The sequence below is a fragment of the Domibacillus sp. DTU_2020_1001157_1_SI_ALB_TIR_016 genome (assembly GCF_032341995.1).
Classification (GTDB): domain Bacteria; phylum Bacillota; class Bacilli; order Bacillales; family Domibacillaceae; genus Domibacillus; species Domibacillus indicus_A.
Genome location: NZ_CP135439.1, coordinates 3,271,287 through 3,288,917, shown reverse-complemented (window position 1 = coordinate 3,288,917; position 17,631 = coordinate 3,271,287). Strand labels below are relative to the sequence as shown.

Below are 17,631 nucleotides of genomic sequence, written 5' to 3'. Positions count from 1 at the left end.
TCTTTGTACAATGGTCTGGACACAGAAAGAGGGGGACAAGAAATGAAACAGTCAAAATGGGGGGCATTGGCATGGGGCTCTATCGCTGTGTTCTTTGCGCTCAGCCTTTGGTTCAGTGCTTCCGCTGTGATCAATGATCTGACAGACCGATGGGGATTAACGGAAGCGGATAAACCATGGGTGTCGGCTGCCGTGCCGGCCGGGTTTGCAGCCGGCGCTTTGATAAGTGCTGTTTTAGGGATTTCTGACCGATTTCCAGCAAGAAAATTATTTATGATATCAGCGCTGGCAGGAGCGCTTGCCAACAGCCTGCTTTTGTTTGCAGACCATCCTTTTATCGGTATTTTGCTGCGTTTTTTGACCGGAGCAGCCCTTGCAGGCGTTTATCCGGTAGCCGTTAAAGTATTAACGCTCTGGTTTCCGAAGCACCGGGGCCTTGCGATTGGCATTGTGATTGGTGCACTCACTCTTGGTTCGGCCCTGCCGCATTTGCTGGCAGCCCTGACGATGAACGTAGATTGGAGAGGGGTTATTCTCTTAAGCTCTATTTTATCGGTGTTGTCGGCAGTCATTATGATTCGTTTTGTACAGGACGCCCCCCAGCAGGGCACACCGTCTGTTTTCTCGGTCAATATGATTGGCAAAGTACTGCGTAACAAGCCGGTTATGCTGGCAAACTACGGGTATTTCGGCCACATGTGGGAGTTGTATGCCATGTGGACATGGCTGCCGCTTTTTATGGCAGAAGGCGGCTTGGCACACGCTTCTTTTCTTTCATTTGTAACAATTGGCCTGGCTGGTGCAGCTGGGTGTGTGCTCGGCGGTTTGCTTGCAGATAAGGTGGGCCGTGCCCGGCTGACCATTTGGGCCATGGGGACGAGTGCTGTCTGTGCGTTTACGATTGGCTTCACCTTTGAACATTCACTGCTGCTTATGATGGTAGTGGCTTCTATTTGGGGATGTTCTATTATTGCGGATTCTGCGCAGTTTTCAGCAGCCGTTTCTGAGTTTGCAGAGGGAGATTATTTGGGCACAGCACTGACATTTCAAATGAGTATTGGATTTTTGTTAACAATTATATCCATTAATCTGGTATCATGGATACAAGTGCATGCGGGCTGGGAATGGGCCTTTTTTGTTCTTGGGATTGGCCCTGTGCTGGGCATAGCAGCTATGCATCGGCTTCGAAACTACGAAGGAGCGGCTGAAAATGAATAAAGCAGCAAAAGCATATGGGGATTCGTTTTGGAAAGGGAAAAGTGAACCGGCATTTGTATCGGCGTGTTCGTTTGGCGCCGATTCCAGCCCGTCCTGGCATGGGAATCAAAACGGCGGCTTGTTTTCTATGAAATTGAACAGGAACATCTTCCTTGAAAAGGAGATTATAGTATTCTATTAAACAGCCGGGAGGAACCGGCAGCTATTATCCAAACAACAGAGATGCAAATCATGCCCATAATTCACGGAAGCAGAAGGAGAGGGAGACCCGTTCATACACATAACGGTACGAAACGCATAATAACTTTTTCACACTTGCTTTTCAGGAGCTGGACCGGGAATTTCGGGGCGATATGCTGCTCGTATGTAAGCGATTTGTTCTTTGGACATAAAAGAAAGCGCTTTAAAAATGGCGATTAGAGTACAGCAAGTTATATAATCATAGGGATAGGCTTATTTTTTGATTTATTCTGGACGTGGGTCTGATTGGTCATAAACAGGTATGCACAAAACGGAAGTCCTGGTTGAAGACTGATGAATCAGAAGCAAGAAAAGAGATGTTTTGAGGTGGCGTCTGCCGTTTATATTTTCTTCTTCGCCAGTGATAATGGCGGCAGCGCCCGCATAAAAATAAGAAGTGTTTTTTTGAGCTTGAAAAGGAAAAAGCCCTGCGGATATCGAATTGTTAAGAAAGAAACAGGGGGAATATGGGAAAGAGGAGTGGGGGCAATTGACAGGTATCATGCCCGATCAAATCAATCAAACCATTGGTGAGCAAGAAGAAATGTATCAGAATATTATCGAATATTCGCTTGAAACAATTGTGATTCATGTTGATTATAACATTCTTTATATTAATGAATCCGGGACCGATTTTTTTCGGGCTCCAAAACAAGCGATTATTGGCGGTAATATTCTATCCGTGTTTCAGCCATCATCACATGACATGATCAAAAAACGGATTCAAAAAGCCATGACGGAAGGTGTATTGTCTCCGCTTATTGAAGAAAAAATCATCCGTGCAGACGGCACTGTAGTAGAAACAGAGCTTTACTGCCGGCCGGTTACCTATGGAAACCGAAAAGTAATGCAGTCGGTTTTTCGGGATATATCCGTTCGCAAAGAAGCGGAAAAAATGCTTAAAAACCGGGAAAAGCTTGCTTCAGTCGGGCAGATTGCGGCCGGCATCGTTCATGAAGTAAAAAACCCGCTGACCGCTGTAAAAGGCTTTTTGCAGCTGTTGAAAGAATCTCATTCTCATCCGTATCTACAGACAATGGAAAATGAGCTTGATAAAGCGTTAATGACATTGCAAAACTTACTGCAGGTATCAAAGCCAGACTTACAGGACGAACCGCTTATACCGATTGATTTTTGCAAAGAGCTGCAATCATTAATGCTGTTATTTCAAGACAAGTTGTACAATGTGGAAGTGGAAATGGATCTGCGTAATCCGGGAAGCCGGATTCTTGGGAAGAAAAACCTGTATTTAAAAGCGTTTTTTAATTTAATCAAAAATGCTTTAGAAGCCATTCATGAAAAGGGAAAAATAAAAATCAGCCATTACTGCGACAACCAATGGGTGTATATTAAAGTCGCAGATACGGGCGTAGGAGTGCCAGAGGAAAAGCTTTCTATGCTGGGAACACCTTTTTTCTCAAGCAAATCAGATGGAACAGGGCTTGGCCTGACACAGGTATATACAACGATTCATGAACATGGCGGGCATATTTCGGTTGAAAGCCGCCTTGGTGAAGGAACGACTTTTTCTATTCGACTGCCTATATCCCACTGAAAAAATGAAACACCTTTGCACAGCATGCAAAGGAATAAAAAAGCCGTCCACGTACTGGACGGCTTTTTTATTGACACCCGTTTATGCCACACGATGGTCCGTTCATAAGCAGTGTCACTTTTTTCTTTTTCGGTTTTTGTTCTTGGTTAATGAGTTGTTCAAGTGCTTCTTTTACGGGAACACCAGATACTTTCGTACAACCGGCGATAAGAGCGGGTACGCTTGTCACATTAGCTTTATTATGGGCACGGTCCAGCTCATTTTTATGTGTTTCTTCATACAGGCGCTGTTTGAGCGCTTCCTCATATGCCTGCTGATCCAGGCCAATTTCGGCAGCCAGCCGGGACAGCACTTCTACTTGGCCGATGTTTTGCTGCTCCTGAAAAAAAGCGTCCATCAGCCGGTCCGTGTATTCACGTGCTTTACCGTGCGCCTTTGCAAAATAATATCCTTCAGACGCAAGGCGGGAACTGGGGTACGGCGTTACATCCGGCAGAGTAATAGAAACACCCATTTTTTCTGCGAGCGGATAAACAGTTTCTTTCCAATACAGAATGCGCTCTTCCTTCTGAAGGGTATCAGCTTGCGCAGACTGTTCGAAAGGGATCCATTGGATATCTATATCATCTTTTTCCTTAAGGGCTTCATAAAGTGACTGTTTTGTCAAAAAGCAAAGCGGGCAGACGTAATCAGAATATACGCTGATTTTTACCGTCAAAGCGACCTTCTCCTTTCTTCTCCCTTTGGGCTGATTATATAGCGTTGGAGCACGTTCGTCTAACAATCTGCATTTTGTGCATTGTTTCATGTGAAACAAAAAAGACGCCGTACAGGCATCTTTTAAACTTTCTTTATTCAGAAGGAGGCTTTATGCCGCTGCGTCTGCGTTCTTCTTCTTCCGCAATAATCTCATTGTCTTCTGCGTTATCGCGTGTTACTTTCTGCGTCAAAATAGCACCGACAGCCACAAGAATCATAACGGCAATATAATAGCCTTTTTCATTCAGCTCCATATCCGCATTAAAAAGACCGATCGAAAACAAAGCAACACCTGCAATAAAAGTAAAGTAAGCCAAAAACGTAAAAGCAGGGGTGTTTCTTCTTCGGTATCGCTGCATGCTGTCTCCTCCCTTAATTTTATTAGCACCAGATACTAATACTATACCATAATTTGAAGAAAAGAACTATAAATGGCAAATATCAACCAAAAAAGCCTCTATGTTAAAATAAAGAGAACAACAAAGAGATTAAAGACAAAAAAAGCTGGAGATGAAAAAATTGTTGATCATGTTTACGATGCTTTTGCTTGGCATGCTGTTTGGCTTTATCGGAGCAGGCGGAGCGGGATTTGTTATTGCTGTGCTGACTCTTTTCTTCAGTGTGCCGATTCATATGGCGCTTGGGACCTCTCTTGCGGCGATGGCCTTTACAAGTGTATCTGGCGCCTACAGCCATTATCGTGAAGGAAATATTCATTTGAAAGTCGGCCTGATTGTCGGCGCCTTTGCGGCAGCCGGCTCATTTGGCGGTGCTAAAATCGCGGCTGTTATCCCGGAAGAATCTCTTCACTGGCTAACAGCGGGCATGCTGTTTTTGTCCGCTTTTTTGCTTTTTGTAAAGCTGTTCTTTTTAAAAGACACGTCCAAACGGTTAGATGAAAAAAGTCATGTTATTTGGATGAAGAGTATTTTTCTCGGACTGCTTGCGGGTACTTTGTCTGGTACGTTCGGCATTGGATCTGCTCCATTTATTCAAATTGGCTTAATGGTCCTGCTTCACTTAACGATCCGGCAGTCGGTTGGAACGACAATGCTTGTGATTTTGCCGCTCGCCATTGGAGGGGGAATCGGCTATCTTTCAGAAGGCTTTATTGATTTCGCATTATTGCTGAAAGTGCTTGTCGGAACGGCTTTTGGCGCTTATATCGGAGCGAAATTCACTAATATTTTACCTCAGCCTATATTAAAATCTGCGGTTATTTTAACACCAACTATCGCTGCAGTCCTATTATTAATGTAATCTTCCAAAAGTACTAGTCAAAAGAGCGCGAAGGTTTTATAATATATTTATAAAATACATCTGAAAAAGGCAAACTACTCCGAAAGGATAGGACGCAAAGCCGTGAGCCTAACTGCTGAAAAGCATATGGTCGTCAGGTTGCCAGGCTCTCATTCTGTGAGTCTAGGCTTACAGAATGGAGGGCTTTTTGTGTTGAAAAAAATAGTCGTCTTGTTGTCCCTTTTTGTTCTTTTGGCCGCTGGAATCCAGCAAACAAAAACGGAGGCAGCCGCTGCAGGCGATCATGCGACGTGGCTGTGGAATCCGTGGATGATTGTCAATGATGAAGCAGGAACACTTGCTTTTTTAGAAAGCAAACAGTTGAATAAAGTATACGTACAAATTGACCGTGACATTCCTGCAGACGTGTACCGCAGTTTTATTCAAAAAGCAGCCTCAAAAGGCATGCGCATTTATGCACTGGATGGAGCGCCGTCTTGGGTAGCACCGAAAGGATATACGAGCCAAAATCAGCTGATGAACTGGCTTGGGCAATATCAAAGCGGATCAACCGCTGATCAAACATTTGCGGGCGTCCATCTAGATGTGGAACCATATCTTTACAGCGGCTGGACATCCAATCAGGCTGGAACGATTAAATCATACCAGGCACTACTACAGCGTGCGAAAACGAGCACTGCATCCTTGAAGCTTCCACTTGAAGTGGACATGCCGTTTTGGTTTGATGAAATTCGCTACAAAAACATATATGGAGCCGGCATGCTGGCAGAGTGGGTTATTGCAAATACAAACAGTGTAACCATTATGGCTTACCGCGATGATGCATCATTTATTATTGACGTTGTAAAAAATGAGATTGCGATGGCTGGAAAATATGGAAAAGCAATTGTTGTCGGCGTAGAAACAGGAGAAACAACCGAAGGCGACAGCATCTCCTTTTTTGAAGAAGGAGAAGCTTTTATGCAGCAGGAGCTGACAAAAGTACAGTCTTACTATACAAATACACCAGGATTCAATGGAACAGCTGTCCACCATGTAGGAAGCTGGATGACGATGAATCCGTAAAATAAAAAAGATCCGTCTTTTTAAAAGACGGATCTTTTTTTATATGTAAAAGTTCTTATTTGTTAAGTTATTTGGATTTTTGATTAAAAACGAAGGCTGAAATTTAGCAAACACTAATTTTTTTACTAAAAATTATTTTGACTTTTACTAAAAATTATTTAAAATAAAAGAAAAAGGAGGCGCTTTCATGAGGATCGAGGAAATGGGACAACGATTTGCAGACATTTTTAACAAGCCAGCTGAACGAGTCTTTTTTGCACCCGGGCGTATTAACTTGATTGGGGAACATACGGATTATAATGGCGGGCATGTGTTTCCGCTTGCGATTACATTCGGGACGTATGCACTCGCAGTCAAAAGAGAAGACCGCAGACTTCGCTTTTATTCTGCTAATTTTAGTGAACGGGGAATTGTGGAAGGATCGCTTGATGCGCTTGACTACAAGGAAGAGGATGGATGGACCAATTACCCGAAAGGCATGACAAAGCTGATGCAGAAAGCAGGCTGTGCGATCGACACCGGATATGATGTTCTTTTTTACGGCAATATTCCGAATGGAGCCGGTCTTTCTTCTTCAGCCTCCATTGAAATGGCAACGGGTGTGATGTTAGAAGGATTATTTAACTTGAGTATAGATCGGATCGAAATGGTCAAAATCGGCCAGAGGGTTGAAAATCATTACATTGGCGTCAATAGTGGGATTATGGATCAATTTGCGATTGGAATGGGGAAAACAGGAGCAGCGATCTGGCTTGATTGTGAAACACTTCATTATGAGTACGCGCCAATCGAGCTTCCGAATGCAAGCATTGTTATAATGAATACGAACAAGCGCCGTGAGCTTGCTTCGTCTAAATACAATGAACGGCGCAGTGAATGTGAGGAAGCGTTAAGCCGGCTTCAAAAACGAATCGATGTAAAGTCGCTTGGCGAGCTGACACCGGACCAATTTGAGCAGAACAAAGCAGTCATTGGTGATGCTGTTTTAGAAAAACGTGCCCGTCACGCGGTTTATGAAAATGCGCGGACGATTGAGGCGCTGAACAAACTCAAAGAAGGAAACGTCGAAGCGGTGGGCCGGCTTATGAACCAATCGCATGATTCGCTCGAACAAGATTATGAGGTAACAGGAAAAGAGCTTGATACGCTCGTGCACACAGCTTGGAAGCAGCCCGGCGTAATCGGTGCGCGCATGACAGGCGCCGGATTTGGCGGCTGTGCCATTGCGATTGTGAACAATGAAAACATCGAATCATTTGTCAGTGAAGTTGGAAAGCGGTATGAGGAGGAATGTGGCATTCGTGCCGAATTCTACATGGCTCATATCGGCGGCGGTGCGCGCGAACTAGTGAAGGAGGAAATAGGATGAGTATAGCTGTAATAGGTGGAGCAGGGTATGTAGGATCCCATGCGGTGCGGGCTCTCTTGGCGCAAAAGCGGGATGTTGTGGTAATTGATAGTCTTGAAACAGGTCATGCGGCTTCCGTGCCGGACGGTGTTTCCTTTCACATTGGAGACATTCGGGATCGTCAATTTTTAAATGATGTATTCGAGAAAGAACAGGTTGAGCAGGTCGTTCATTTTGCTGCGAATTCACTTGTAGGGGAGTCAATGGAAAATCCGCTCAAGTATTATGATAATAATGTATTTGGCACGCAGGTGCTGCTTGAAACGATGACAAAGCACGGAGTAAAGCATATTGTTTTTTCTTCTTCTGCTGCTACATATGGAGAACAAAAAGAAATGCCCATCACGGAAAAAGCGCCGAATGATCCAACAAGCGCATACGGGGAAACAAAGCTGGCGATGGAACGAATGATGAAGTGGTGTGATGCGGCACATGACATCAAGTTTGTTTCACTGCGGTACTTTAACGTGGCCGGCGCGAGCGAATCGGGCGTAATCGGGGAAGACCACAATCCGGAAACACATTTGATTCCGGTCGTCCTGCAGGTAGCCAATGGGCAGCGGGAACATATCACGATTTTTGGAGAGGATTACCCAACAGAAGACGGCACGTGCATTCGAGATTATATCCATGTGGAAGATTTAGTAGACGCGCACGTTTTAGCGCTTGATTACTTGAAAGCGGGCGGCGAGAGCAACATTTTTAATCTAGGCTCCAATCAAGGATTTTCCGTGAAAGAAATTGTGGAAGCAGCACGTGCGGTAACTGGGCATCCTATCCCTGTGGTCATCGGCGAAAAGCGTGCGGGAGATCCGGCTGTTTTAATCGCTTCTTCTGAAAAAGCGCGGACGATACTCGGCTGGTCGCCGTCCCGGACAGATATTTCAACAATTATACGTGATGCCTGGAATTGGCATGAGCATCATCCACATGGCTACAAAGGAGCGGCTCGTTTATGATTTTTGCTTATGTGGAGGAGCTTATCCGAAAAGCCTGGCAGGCCGGGCTGATTGAAAAGCGCGACCAGGTGTATGCAAGAAACCGGCTGCTCGCTCTGCTCAAGCAAAACGATTTTATTAAGCCGGAGGAAAACGTATCGGCATTGACCATTCCAGAGCTTGTAGAACGGCTGACAGAAGAAGCTGAAGCGAAGGGGATCGTGCCGCCGTTCCTAGAAGATAAAGAGATATTTGCAGCGGATCTTATGAATATTTTTGTATCCAAGCCATCGCAAATCGCCCATTCTTTTTGGGAACGCTATTCAGCTGACCCGCAGCAGGCAACAGACTTTTTCTACAGCTTGAGTGAGGCGTCCAATTACATCCAGACAAAACGGATTGCCAAAAATATTTCGTATAAAGCGGCAACGGACTACGGTGAACTGGATATTACGATTAATCTATCGAAGCCGGAAAAAGATCCGGCTGAAATTGCCCGGGCAAAACTGCGTCCGGAGCCGGAAACGCACTATCCAAAGTGTCTTTTATGCGTGGAAAACGAGGGATACGAAGGGCATGCAAGCCATCCAGCCCGCGCTAATCACCGGATTGTACCGGTAACGCTTGGCAGCGAGGAATGGTTCCTTCAATACTCTCCATATGTGTACTACAATGAGCACTGTATTTTGCTTTCAGGCGAGCATCGTGATATGAAGATTGATCGTGCCGGGTTTGACCGCCTGCTCGATTTTGTCCATCAATTTCCGCATTATTTTTCCGGGTCTAACGCTGACCTGCCGATTGTCGGCGGCTCGATTTTAACACACGACCATTACCAGGGCGGACATTATGAATTCGCCATGGCAAAAGCAAAAGAGGAACACGTCTTTTCAATGAAACAGTTTCCGTCCGTGCAAGGAGCCACACTATACTGGCCGATGTCTGTGATCCGGCTGAAAAGCGGAGACCGCAGCGAGCTGGCAGCGGCAGCTGAATACGTACTCTCCACATGGAAAGCATATGATGATGAAGCGTGCGGCATTCGGTCATGTACGGGGGACACTCCTCACAATACGATTACACCAATCGCGCGAAAACGCGGCGCCTTCTTCGAGCTCGACCTCGTGCTGCGCAATAACCGAACGACGGAAGAACATCCGATGGGCTTGTTTCATCCGCATGCCGACATTCACCATATTAAGCGTGAAAACATTGGACTCATTGAAGTGATGGGGCTTGCTGTGCTGCCGGCACGCTTAAAAGAGGATTTAGCCCAAGTCGCCGCGTTCGTGGCCGGCGGGTTAGAACAGGTTAAAAGTGAACATCGTGACTGGGCAGAAGAGCTCCGGTCAATGTATGACAGCCGGGTCGACGCTGAAGAATTTGTTCGTCAGGCGGTTGCGGCTAAATTTTTACGAGGCCTGGAAGACTGCGGGGTATTTAAGCAGACAAAAGAAGGGAAGGACGGGTTTAGCCGTTTCTTGAACCGACTTTAACCGATTGGAATGAAAAAAATGGCTACCATTAAAGATATTGCTGCACGGGCAGGTGTGTCGATTGCGACTGTTTCGCGTGTGCTTAACTATGATCCGCACCTGTCTGTCAGCGCAGAAACAAAACAAAAAATTTTTGAAGCCGCCGAACAGCTTGATTACAAAAAGCGGCGTGTTTCAAAAAAAACCCCTCAAACGACGGCAGCGCTCATTCACTGGTATACCGAGGAAGAAGAGCTGAATGACTTATACTATAGGTCGATTCGTCTCGGTATTGAAAACAGCTGCCTTGAATCCGGTCTTCAATTGCAAAAAGTGCTGTACAATGAGCTGGAGCAGCTGGACAGGGAGGAAATCGAAGGCATTATCGCAGTCGGTAAATACAGCAGTGCCCAGGTTGAGCGGCTGAGCGAGTGGTCAAGCCGAATCGTCTTTGTGGATTTTTCACCCGAAGCCGAATCGTTCGACAGCGTCATTACGGATTTCTCGCGTGTAACAGAAAAAGCGCTCACCCATCTTTGGGAGCAGGGCATCCGCCGTATCGGCTATCTTGGCGGCCGGGAGCGGTTTGAAGACAAATCGGGTATGATCACGGACATGCGTGAGCAGACTTACCGTGCTTTCCTGCAGGAAAAAGAGGCTTTTGCTGAAGAAGATATGCTGGTTGGAACATACAGCGCGGATGACGGGTACCGGCTGATGAAAAACTGTATTGAACAGCGCGGCGAAAACCTGCCGGAAGCCTTTTTTGCGGCAAGTGATACGCTCGCGATCGGGGCACTGCGGGCGCTGCATGAAGCACACATTCAAGTTCCGGAGCGCGTCGGCTTAATCGGCGTGAATGATATTAGCGTATCGAAATATATGTATCCGCCGCTTACGACTGTGAAGGTGCATACAGAATGGATGGGGAAAATCGCTGTAGAGCTTTTGCTTGAGCAGCTGAACACAAAGCGTATTTCTAAAAAAGTCGTGCTGCCGTCGGAATTGATTGTGCGGGGCACGACAAAGTAAAAAACTCCACCATCATATGATGGTGGAGTTCTTTCATTCGGCAAGCTTGTCCGCAAAAGCTTTGACATAAGGCGGAAGATCCGGCGGACGTCGGCTTGATACAATATGGCCGTCAACTGTAACCGGCTCGTCGTGCCATACGGCACCCGCATTGGTCATGTCATCTTTAATGCCAGGTGTACTTGTCACATGTTTCCCCTGCAGGATGTTAGCTGAAATCAATACCCAGCCAGCATGGCAGATTTGCCCGATCGGCTTTTGGGCTGCATCCATCGAACGGACAAATTCAAGTACTTCTGGATACCGGCGCAGCTTATCCGGTGCCCAGCCGCCCGGCACTAAAATGGCGTCGTACTCATCTGTACGAATATCTCCAAAAGCATAATCGGCTTCCGCCGGCACGCCGTATTTGCCCGTATATGTTTTTCCGGCTTCCTTGCCAACGAGGTGTACAGTCGCTCCTTCTTCCCGAAGCCGCAGAATCGGATACCAAAGCTCTAAATCTTCAAATTCTTCTTCTACAAGTGCGATGACTTTTTTGTTTTCCAGCCGCATCAAAACGCCTCCTCTTTTCTTTAGTGTAACAGAGGAATGGCGTGGGTAAAAATGAAAGCATCCATCTATCTTTGTGCATGGGGATTAAAAAATCAGAAAGTCCAATGATGGCAGAAAAAATAGCGGGCAGCTTTTGTTATAGTTTGAGAGCGGGGGGTGTTTTAAACCGATTCTTTTTCCAAAATAAAAAACAGCCCAATAGCATTGGCTGTTTCAGACTGTAGACAAATGATATGGATGATCGCGTACATGAATTGGATAGATCGGCGGCGTCCGGGCAGCTCCGCTTTTCATGGGGCAGGCGCTGAGCCCATAGGAGTCTGCGCTGCCCTCCCGCCGCCAAGTGGCTTGCGACAAGATGGTATAGAGCGAATAAGTTCGTATCTTTCTGTTTAAAAAGAGAAAATGTCTATTCGATCTTTGCTTACGGATCTTCAACACCACTTATTGGCTCTTATTTAAAAGAGAAAGACTTTGTCTACACACTGAAACAGCCAAATAACATTGGCTGTTTTTTTATTGGACAACTTCACTGCCGGTTAATTCCATATGACCTTCACCCCAGGCACACATTGCATCTAAAATAGGGCGGAGCGACCAGCCATAGTCTGTTAAGGAATAAACGACCTTTGGCGGAACCTGATCAAAAACTGTCCGGTTCACAACCCCGTCTGTTTCAAGCTCACGCAGCTGCTGCGTGAGCATTTTTTGCGTGATATTCGGCATTAACTTTTTTAGTTCGCTTGTACGTTTTTCCCCTTTGATCAAATGGCACATAATGACCACTTTCCACTTTCCGCCGATTACATCAAGTGTTGCTTCTACTGGAATATTGTAAGCCATGTGCTTTCCTCCTTTATATAGGCACTTTTAAGTACCTACATTACTTTAAAGTGCGTACTTTTCTTTTGGATTGAGTGCACCCATAATAACATACACAGGAACGAAACAAAAGATCTTAAAAGATGGTAGATACTTAAACGTTCCTACGGGATAAAAAGGTGTGTACCTTTTATTTTGATAGCTGCTATGCAAAATGGACGTACAGGGAAAACGGCTGGGCCCGCCGTTTCTAATAAAAGGAGGAAAAAAATGAGTCATACTGTGCAGGCGGCTGTTAAACAGGAAGCCGCTTCAACAAACAGTCGATTTGCTTTATGGGCATTAGCCGTTAGTGCTTTTGGAATTGGAACTACTGAATTCGTTCCGGTCGGACTTTTGGCATCTGTTGCGGAAGATTTAAACATCGGAATTACGCTCGCAGGATTACTTGTTTCTGGTTATGCGGCCGGCGTAGCGATTGGCGCCCCGGTGCTGACCGCTTTAACAAATCGATTAAACCGAAAAACGCTGCTTATATCTTTAATGGTGCTATTTATCACAGGCAATGTGGTGGCTGCCTTGTCCCCATCGTTTGAATTGCTGCTCGCAGCACGGTTTATTACGGCTTTTTCGCATGGTGTTTTTTTCTCGATTGGGTCAACGATTGCGGTTCAGCTCGTACCGCCACATAAAAAAGCGAGTGCCATTGCCCTTATGTTTACCGGTTTAACCGTTGCAACCGTAACAGGCGTACCGCTTGGCACATTTATTGGGCAGTCGTTCGGCTGGCGCGCCACATTTTGGGGAGTGGCTTTGCTTGGTGTGATGGCCGTTGCCGCAAGTGCACTGCTGATTCCGAAAAATTTAAAGCAGTCACAGCCGGCAAAATTTGCGGATATGCTGCGGCTTGTCACCAACAAACGAATTTTGCTTGGCCTGGCGATTACGGCTCTTGGATACGGAGGAACATTTGTAGCTTTTACGTATTTAACACCGATTTTACAAGATGTGACGGGTTTGAAGCCCGGTCTGGTCAGCATTGTTCTTCTCGTATACGGAGCAGCTGTAGCGGTTGGAAATGCTGCCGGCGGACGTTTGGCCAATTATCATCCTATTAAAGCTTTGTTCTGGATGTTCCTTGCGCAGGCCGCCATTCTTGTGGCCCTGTCCTTTATGATTCCATTTAAAGCGGCGGGCTTGATCGGTGTTGTTTTAATGGGGCTGCTTGCGTTTATGAATGTACCAGGTCTACAGCTGTTTATCGTCCAGCTTGCGGAAAAATATGTTCCATCCGCAGTAGATGTGGCTTCTGCCCTGAATATTGCCGCTTTTAATATTGGTATTGCGGCCGGTGCGACAATAGGCGGCTTTGTCGTGGATTCGATCGGATTGGTCCATACCCCGTGGATAGGCGGCGTAATGGTGATGCTCGCCGTTTTGTTAACCGCGGTTTCATTAAAACTTGAGAAATCATAACGTGAATGAAAATGATGAAAATCAACGAAGAAAAATAAAAAGACGGAGGAGAAAATAAGTGAATAAACAAAGTACCTTTCAATTAAACTATGGAGAAAAACCGATGCCCTGGCTGGGTCTGGGTGTTTTTCAAGTCGAAGATGGAGAAACCGTTGCGGCTTCTGTAGAGGAAGCCATTGTACAAGGATACCGCCACATTGACACGGCCGCTGTTTATGAAAATGAAGAGGGAGTTGGAGAGGGAATTCGGCGTGGAATGGAACGCGCCGGCATTACCCGTGATGAGCTGTTTATTACCTCTAAACTGTGGAATGCTGACCAGGGATATGAACGTGCGCTGGAGGCTTACCGGGAAAGTACAGCACGCTTAGGGCTTGATCAGCTTGATTTGTACTTGATTCATTGGCCGGTTGAAAATAAATTTACAGAGAGCTGGCGGGCGCTTGAAGACTTATATAAAGAAGAAAAAGTCGGCGCCATCGGGGTCAGCAATTTCCAGATTCATCATTTAGAAACATTGCTTCAAACCGCGGAGATTGTTCCGGCCATCAACCAGGTAGAACGCCATCCCCGTCTGGTGCAAACGGAGTTATTCAAGTACCTGACAGAGAAAAATATTCATCCTGTAGCATGGGCACCGCTGGCACAGGGAGGCATTTTCAATGAGCCCGTTTTAGTCGAAATGGCCGAAAGCCTGGGGAAAACGGTGGCGCAAGTTGTTCTTAAATGGCATTTGCAAACAGGATGGGCCGTGATTCCAAAGTCTGTTAAAAAGCATCGTATTTATGAAAATGCAGACTTGTATGACTTTGAATTGAATGAGGAGCAAGTAAAGGCGATTAACGAAATGGACCAGCATCGCCGGGTGGGGCCGGATCCTGATAACTTCGATTTTTAAATGAACATCATACTAAAAAAAACCAGCCTGAAATGGGGACTGACCCCCGTTTTTGAGACAGGGATCAAAACACCTTTAAGCAGCCAGCTGCCGGTACTTGACCGGCAGCTGGTTGTTTAGTTTCGCTTGAATACGGATATGGTTATAATAGTGAATATAGTTTTCGACAGTTTGCTCTACGATGGCGGTCGTAGTGCTTCGAAGCTCGTCGAGATAGAACGTTTCAGACTTTAGCGAGGAATGAAACGATTCGATGGAGGCATTATCAGCGGGTGTCCCTTTCCGGGACATACTCATGGTAATGCCTCTTTCTTTGACTGCCTGCTGATAAGCATAAGATGTGTAAACAGATCCCTGGTCGCTGTGCAGAATGCACCCTTTTGGGAGGGATGGCAGCTCGGCCAGCGTATGCAGCACAAAATCTGTATTTTGGCAGCTTCCTATAGAATAGGCAATGATTTCTCCGTTAAATAAATCCTGGATACTTGAAAGATACAGCTGTTTCTGGCCAAAAGGCAAGTACGTAATATCCGTGACGAGCTTTTGAAGAGGCTGATCCGCCTGGAAATCGCCTTTCAACAGGTTATCGGAAATATGACAAGGCTGTCCTGTCCGTCTGCGCTTCTTCACTTTCACCCGGCATTGCCAGCCATACTTCTGCATCACACGCTGTACCGCTTTATGGTTAATCGGCATCTCCCGCTTTAATAAGGCTGTGATTTTACGATAGCCATATCGAAACTTATGATCCCGGCACAACGTGCCGATTTTTCGTTCAACGGCCTGCTTGGATGTTTCTTCCCCGCTCTTGCTCCTCCAGCGATAATAAGTGGATCTAGCAATGCCAAGATGCTGGCATATTTCCCTAACGGGCATGCTGGTTTTGAGTTCTTTCACTAATTCTACGGCTGTTTCCGGGACCACTTCCTCTCCAATTCTTCGTACTTTTTTAGGACTTCAATCTGCTGTTTCAGATACCGGTTTTCTGCCTTTAGCTTCTCCGTTTCACTTTCATACTCAGGCCCTTTTCCGAAGGAATACTGCTTGCCCACTGGCTGTTCAAATCGTTGGAGTTCGCCTGCTTTGTACCATTTCACCCATGTTTTAAGCTGCGTCCTGTTTCGAATGTTTAATTCCTTCAAGACTTCTTTGACTGGTACCCCAGCTAATCTCATTTTTACAGCCTTCATTTTTACTTCCGCTGGATAACTGATTCTTGTACCCATAGAAAAAAACACCTCCAAGTTGGCTTTTTAGGTATTTACATACCCGTTTTTCAACTTAAAGGTGTTTTTATTTGTCTCACTCTACGGGGTCAGTCCCAATGTGCTCAGGCTGGTTTTTTTATCTGTATACTTTCTCTAAATCATGAAGCTTTCTGTCTAATATAAAATTGCCAAATGGAATAAACGCGACAATGACCGAAAGAATGGGCCAGATCAGCTTCCAGCGTGTTTTCAGTGTCACATAAGCAATAATGACGCAGTATGTAATAAACAGAGCGCCATGGATAGAGCCGACGATACGGACGGCTTCCGGAATACCAAGCCAATATTTCATCGGCATGGCAATAAACAGGAGAACGAGCAGCGAAATGCCTTCAAAATAGCCTGCGAGCCGCAGTTTGCCAACGGATGTTTTTAACATAAAAGCCTCCTAATATGAAGAAGATCGTTTCTTTAAAGATAACGGATACATCGTTAAATTTCATCTCTTTTTATAGATGTTCATCAGATTGTCGTCTTTCCGCTCGTGAATAAAAGAGAAGTGGAAGACACAGGGATTGTTGAAAAAGAAAAAATAGTGTATCCTTTTAATTAATAATGAGAATCATTATTAATTAAAAGGAGGGTCATCATGCCTCAACGTGATCTGTATGACGTAACAATTATTGGCGGAGGTCCGGCTGGGTTATACGCGGCTTTTTACAGCGGTTTAAGAGGAATGAAAACGAAAATTATTGAATATCAGCCGAAGCTGGGCGGAAAAATTCATGTGTATCCTGAAAAACTGATTTGGGACATTGGCGGCTTAACCCCTATTACCGGTGAACAGCTGATTGGGCAGTTAACGGAGCAGGCGATGACATTTGATCCGAAAGTGATCTTAAATGAAAAAGTAGAGAGCATATACAAAACGGATGACGGCTTTTTTGAGCTTACTGCTGCATCGGGAACTGTCCACTTTTCCAAAACGGTGATTGCCGCTGTTGGCAGCGGTATATTAAATCCGCAAAAGCTGCCGATCGAAGGAGCAGAGCGGTTTGAAGTCACCAATCTGCATTATGTGGTACAGTCATTGAAAAAGTTTAAAGGAAAAACAGTAGTGGTATCAGGAGGGGGCAATTCAGCTGTCGACTGGGCGAATGAGCTGGCTGCTGTTGCAGAAAAAGTCTATGTCGTATATCGGGGCAGTTCCTTAAAAGGCCACGAAGCACAAGTTCAGCAGCTGATCGACAGTTCAGCTATCTGCTTGATGAATGAATCGATTACGAAGTTAATAGCTGCACCTGATGGAAGCCGAATTGGCGAAGTGGAGCTGACCAACAGTGTTACGATGGCGAAAACCATTTTAGCGGCAGATGAAGTGGTCATTAACCATGGCTTTGATCGGGATGCTTCTCTTTTGCAAAACAGCACCTTAAATGTCGAGCTCGAAGATGATTTTTATGTAGCGAGCCAGCCATCAGGCGAATCGTCCGTACCGGGTTTTTTCGCAGCAGGTGATGTGCTCAAGCATGAAGGCAAGCTGCATTTAATTGCCGGCGCTTTTCAGGATGCCGCCAACGCGGTAAACAGAGCCAAGCAATTTATTGATCCAGCTTCAAGAAGCAGTGCTATGGTTTCTTCCCATAATGATGTATTTAAAGAAAGAAATAAACAAATCGTGCAGGCGATGATTCAATAAATAAAAAACCAGCTAAAAAAAGC

The 17,631-nt window shown here is 45.6% G+C and carries 18 protein-coding genes and 1 riboswitch; of the genes, 12 read left to right on the top strand and 6 right to left on the bottom strand.

The genetic code is table 11. From position 1 onward, the window contains the following. Positions 1-42 precede the first annotated feature (42 nt). From RRU94_RS25000 to RRU94_RS24990, 3 genes are all read left to right on the top strand, one after another. Complete coding sequence (locus tag RRU94_RS25000) at positions 43-1,218, top strand: MFS transporter (RefSeq protein WP_315693533.1); 1,176 nt, start codon at positions 43-45, stop codon at positions 1,216-1,218. Beyond that, on the top strand, positions 1,211-1,399 hold the full coding sequence (locus RRU94_RS25765) for a hypothetical protein (RefSeq protein ID WP_410493003.1): 189 nt from the start codon (positions 1,211-1,213) through the stop codon (positions 1,397-1,399). The genes RRU94_RS25000 and RRU94_RS25765 overlap by 8 nt, the downstream gene beginning before the upstream one ends. A gap of 549 nt (positions 1,400-1,948) precedes the next feature. Then, positions 1,949-3,013 carry an ATP-binding protein gene (locus RRU94_RS24990; RefSeq protein ID WP_315693532.1) on the top strand — a complete coding sequence of 355 codons (1,065 nt, stop codon included), beginning with the start codon at positions 1,949-1,951 and terminating at the stop codon, positions 3,011-3,013. Positions 3,014-3,080: 67 nt separating this feature from the next. Here RRU94_RS24990 and RRU94_RS24985 read toward each other — a convergent pair whose 3' ends face one another. Both RRU94_RS24985 and RRU94_RS24980 read right to left on the bottom strand, forming a co-directional pair. After that, a complete protein-coding gene (locus RRU94_RS24985; RefSeq protein WP_315693531.1) occupies positions 3,081-3,731 on the bottom strand; it encodes a DsbA family oxidoreductase in 651 nt (216 codons plus the stop codon). A 133-nt stretch (positions 3,732-3,864) separates the two neighbouring features. Then, complete coding sequence (locus RRU94_RS24980) at positions 3,865-4,131, bottom strand: YiaA/YiaB family inner membrane protein (RefSeq protein ID WP_242235144.1); 267 nt, start codon at positions 4,129-4,131, stop codon at positions 3,865-3,867. Positions 4,132-4,291: 160 nt separating this feature from the next. Here RRU94_RS24980 and RRU94_RS24975 point away from each other — a divergent pair, with 160 nt between their 5' ends. The 6 genes from RRU94_RS24975 (at position 4,292) to RRU94_RS24950 (ending at position 10,950) form a co-directional block, all read left to right on the top strand. Next, entirely contained in the window at positions 4,292-5,032 is a 741-nt protein-coding gene (locus tag RRU94_RS24975) for a sulfite exporter TauE/SafE family protein (protein ID WP_315693528.1), read from the top strand. Between the two features lie 58 nt (positions 5,033-5,090). After that, positions 5,091-5,178: riboswitch (cyclic di-GMP riboswitch) on the top strand. A 43-nt stretch (positions 5,179-5,221) separates the two neighbouring features. Beyond that, on the top strand, positions 5,222-6,097 hold the full coding sequence (locus RRU94_RS24970; RefSeq protein ID WP_315693527.1) for an amidase: 876 nt from the start codon (positions 5,222-5,224) through the stop codon (positions 6,095-6,097). A 187-nt stretch (positions 6,098-6,284) separates the two neighbouring features. Continuing rightward, positions 6,285-7,466 (top strand): galactokinase, encoded by a 1,182-nt coding sequence (locus tag RRU94_RS24965; RefSeq protein WP_315693525.1) that lies wholly within the window; start codon positions 6,285-6,287, stop codon positions 7,464-7,466. Further along, the gene (galE, locus tag RRU94_RS24960; RefSeq protein WP_315693524.1) at positions 7,463-8,464 is read left to right on the top strand and encodes a UDP-glucose 4-epimerase GalE; all 1,002 of its coding nucleotides are present in this window, start codon (positions 7,463-7,465) and stop codon (positions 8,462-8,464) included. Before RRU94_RS24965 ends, galE begins: the two co-directional genes overlap by 4 nt. Continuing rightward, the gene (galT, locus tag RRU94_RS24955; protein WP_315693523.1) at positions 8,461-9,939 is read left to right on the top strand and encodes a UDP-glucose--hexose-1-phosphate uridylyltransferase; all 1,479 of its coding nucleotides are present in this window, start codon (positions 8,461-8,463) and stop codon (positions 9,937-9,939) included. Before galE ends, galT begins: the two co-directional genes overlap by 4 nt. 18 nt (positions 9,940-9,957) lie before the next feature. Continuing rightward, positions 9,958-10,950 carry a LacI family DNA-binding transcriptional regulator gene (locus RRU94_RS24950; protein WP_315693522.1) on the top strand — a complete coding sequence of 331 codons (993 nt, stop codon included), beginning with the start codon at positions 9,958-9,960 and terminating at the stop codon, positions 10,948-10,950. A 33-nt stretch (positions 10,951-10,983) separates the two neighbouring features. Here the strand turns inward: RRU94_RS24950 and RRU94_RS24945 are convergent, their stop codons facing one another. Continuing rightward, positions 10,984-11,505, bottom strand: a complete 522-nt coding sequence (locus RRU94_RS24945) for a type 1 glutamine amidotransferase domain-containing protein (RefSeq protein ID WP_315693521.1) — start codon at positions 11,503-11,505, stop codon at positions 10,984-10,986. A gap of 516 nt (positions 11,506-12,021) precedes the next feature. Then, on the bottom strand, positions 12,022-12,348 hold the full coding sequence (locus tag RRU94_RS24940; RefSeq protein ID WP_315693519.1) for a winged helix-turn-helix transcriptional regulator: 327 nt from the start codon (positions 12,346-12,348) through the stop codon (positions 12,022-12,024). Between the two features lie 249 nt (positions 12,349-12,597). Between RRU94_RS24940 and RRU94_RS24935 the strand changes: the two genes are divergently transcribed. Together RRU94_RS24935 and RRU94_RS24930 are read left to right on the top strand one after the other, a co-directional pair. Then, positions 12,598-13,803, top strand: a complete 1,206-nt coding sequence (locus RRU94_RS24935; protein WP_315693518.1) for an MFS transporter — start codon at positions 12,598-12,600, stop codon at positions 13,801-13,803. A gap of 103 nt (positions 13,804-13,906) precedes the next feature. Beyond that, positions 13,907-14,701: an aldo/keto reductase gene (locus RRU94_RS24930; protein ID WP_315696140.1), complete on the top strand. Its 795-nt coding sequence runs from the start codon at positions 13,907-13,909 to the stop codon at positions 14,699-14,701. A gap of 75 nt (positions 14,702-14,776) precedes the next feature. Here the strand turns inward: RRU94_RS24930 and RRU94_RS24925 are convergent. Beyond that, positions 14,777-15,927, bottom strand: a protein-coding gene (locus RRU94_RS24925; RefSeq protein WP_315693517.1) for an IS3 family transposase whose coding sequence is annotated in 2 segments (ribosomal slippage) — positions 14,777-15,639 and positions 15,639-15,927 — 1,152 coding nt in all. Because the reading frame shifts where the segments join, the coding sequence is not laid out codon by codon here. A gap of 118 nt (positions 15,928-16,045) precedes the next feature. Then, the gene (locus tag RRU94_RS24920; RefSeq protein WP_315693516.1) at positions 16,046-16,348 is read right to left on the bottom strand and encodes a DUF3817 domain-containing protein; all 303 of its coding nucleotides are present in this window, start codon (positions 16,346-16,348) and stop codon (positions 16,046-16,048) included. Between the two features lie 210 nt (positions 16,349-16,558). Between RRU94_RS24920 and RRU94_RS24915 the strand changes: the two genes are divergently transcribed. After that, positions 16,559-17,608, top strand: a complete 1,050-nt coding sequence (locus RRU94_RS24915; RefSeq protein WP_315693515.1) for an NAD(P)/FAD-dependent oxidoreductase — start codon at positions 16,559-16,561, stop codon at positions 17,606-17,608. The last annotated feature ends 23 nt before the right edge of the window (positions 17,609-17,631 follow it).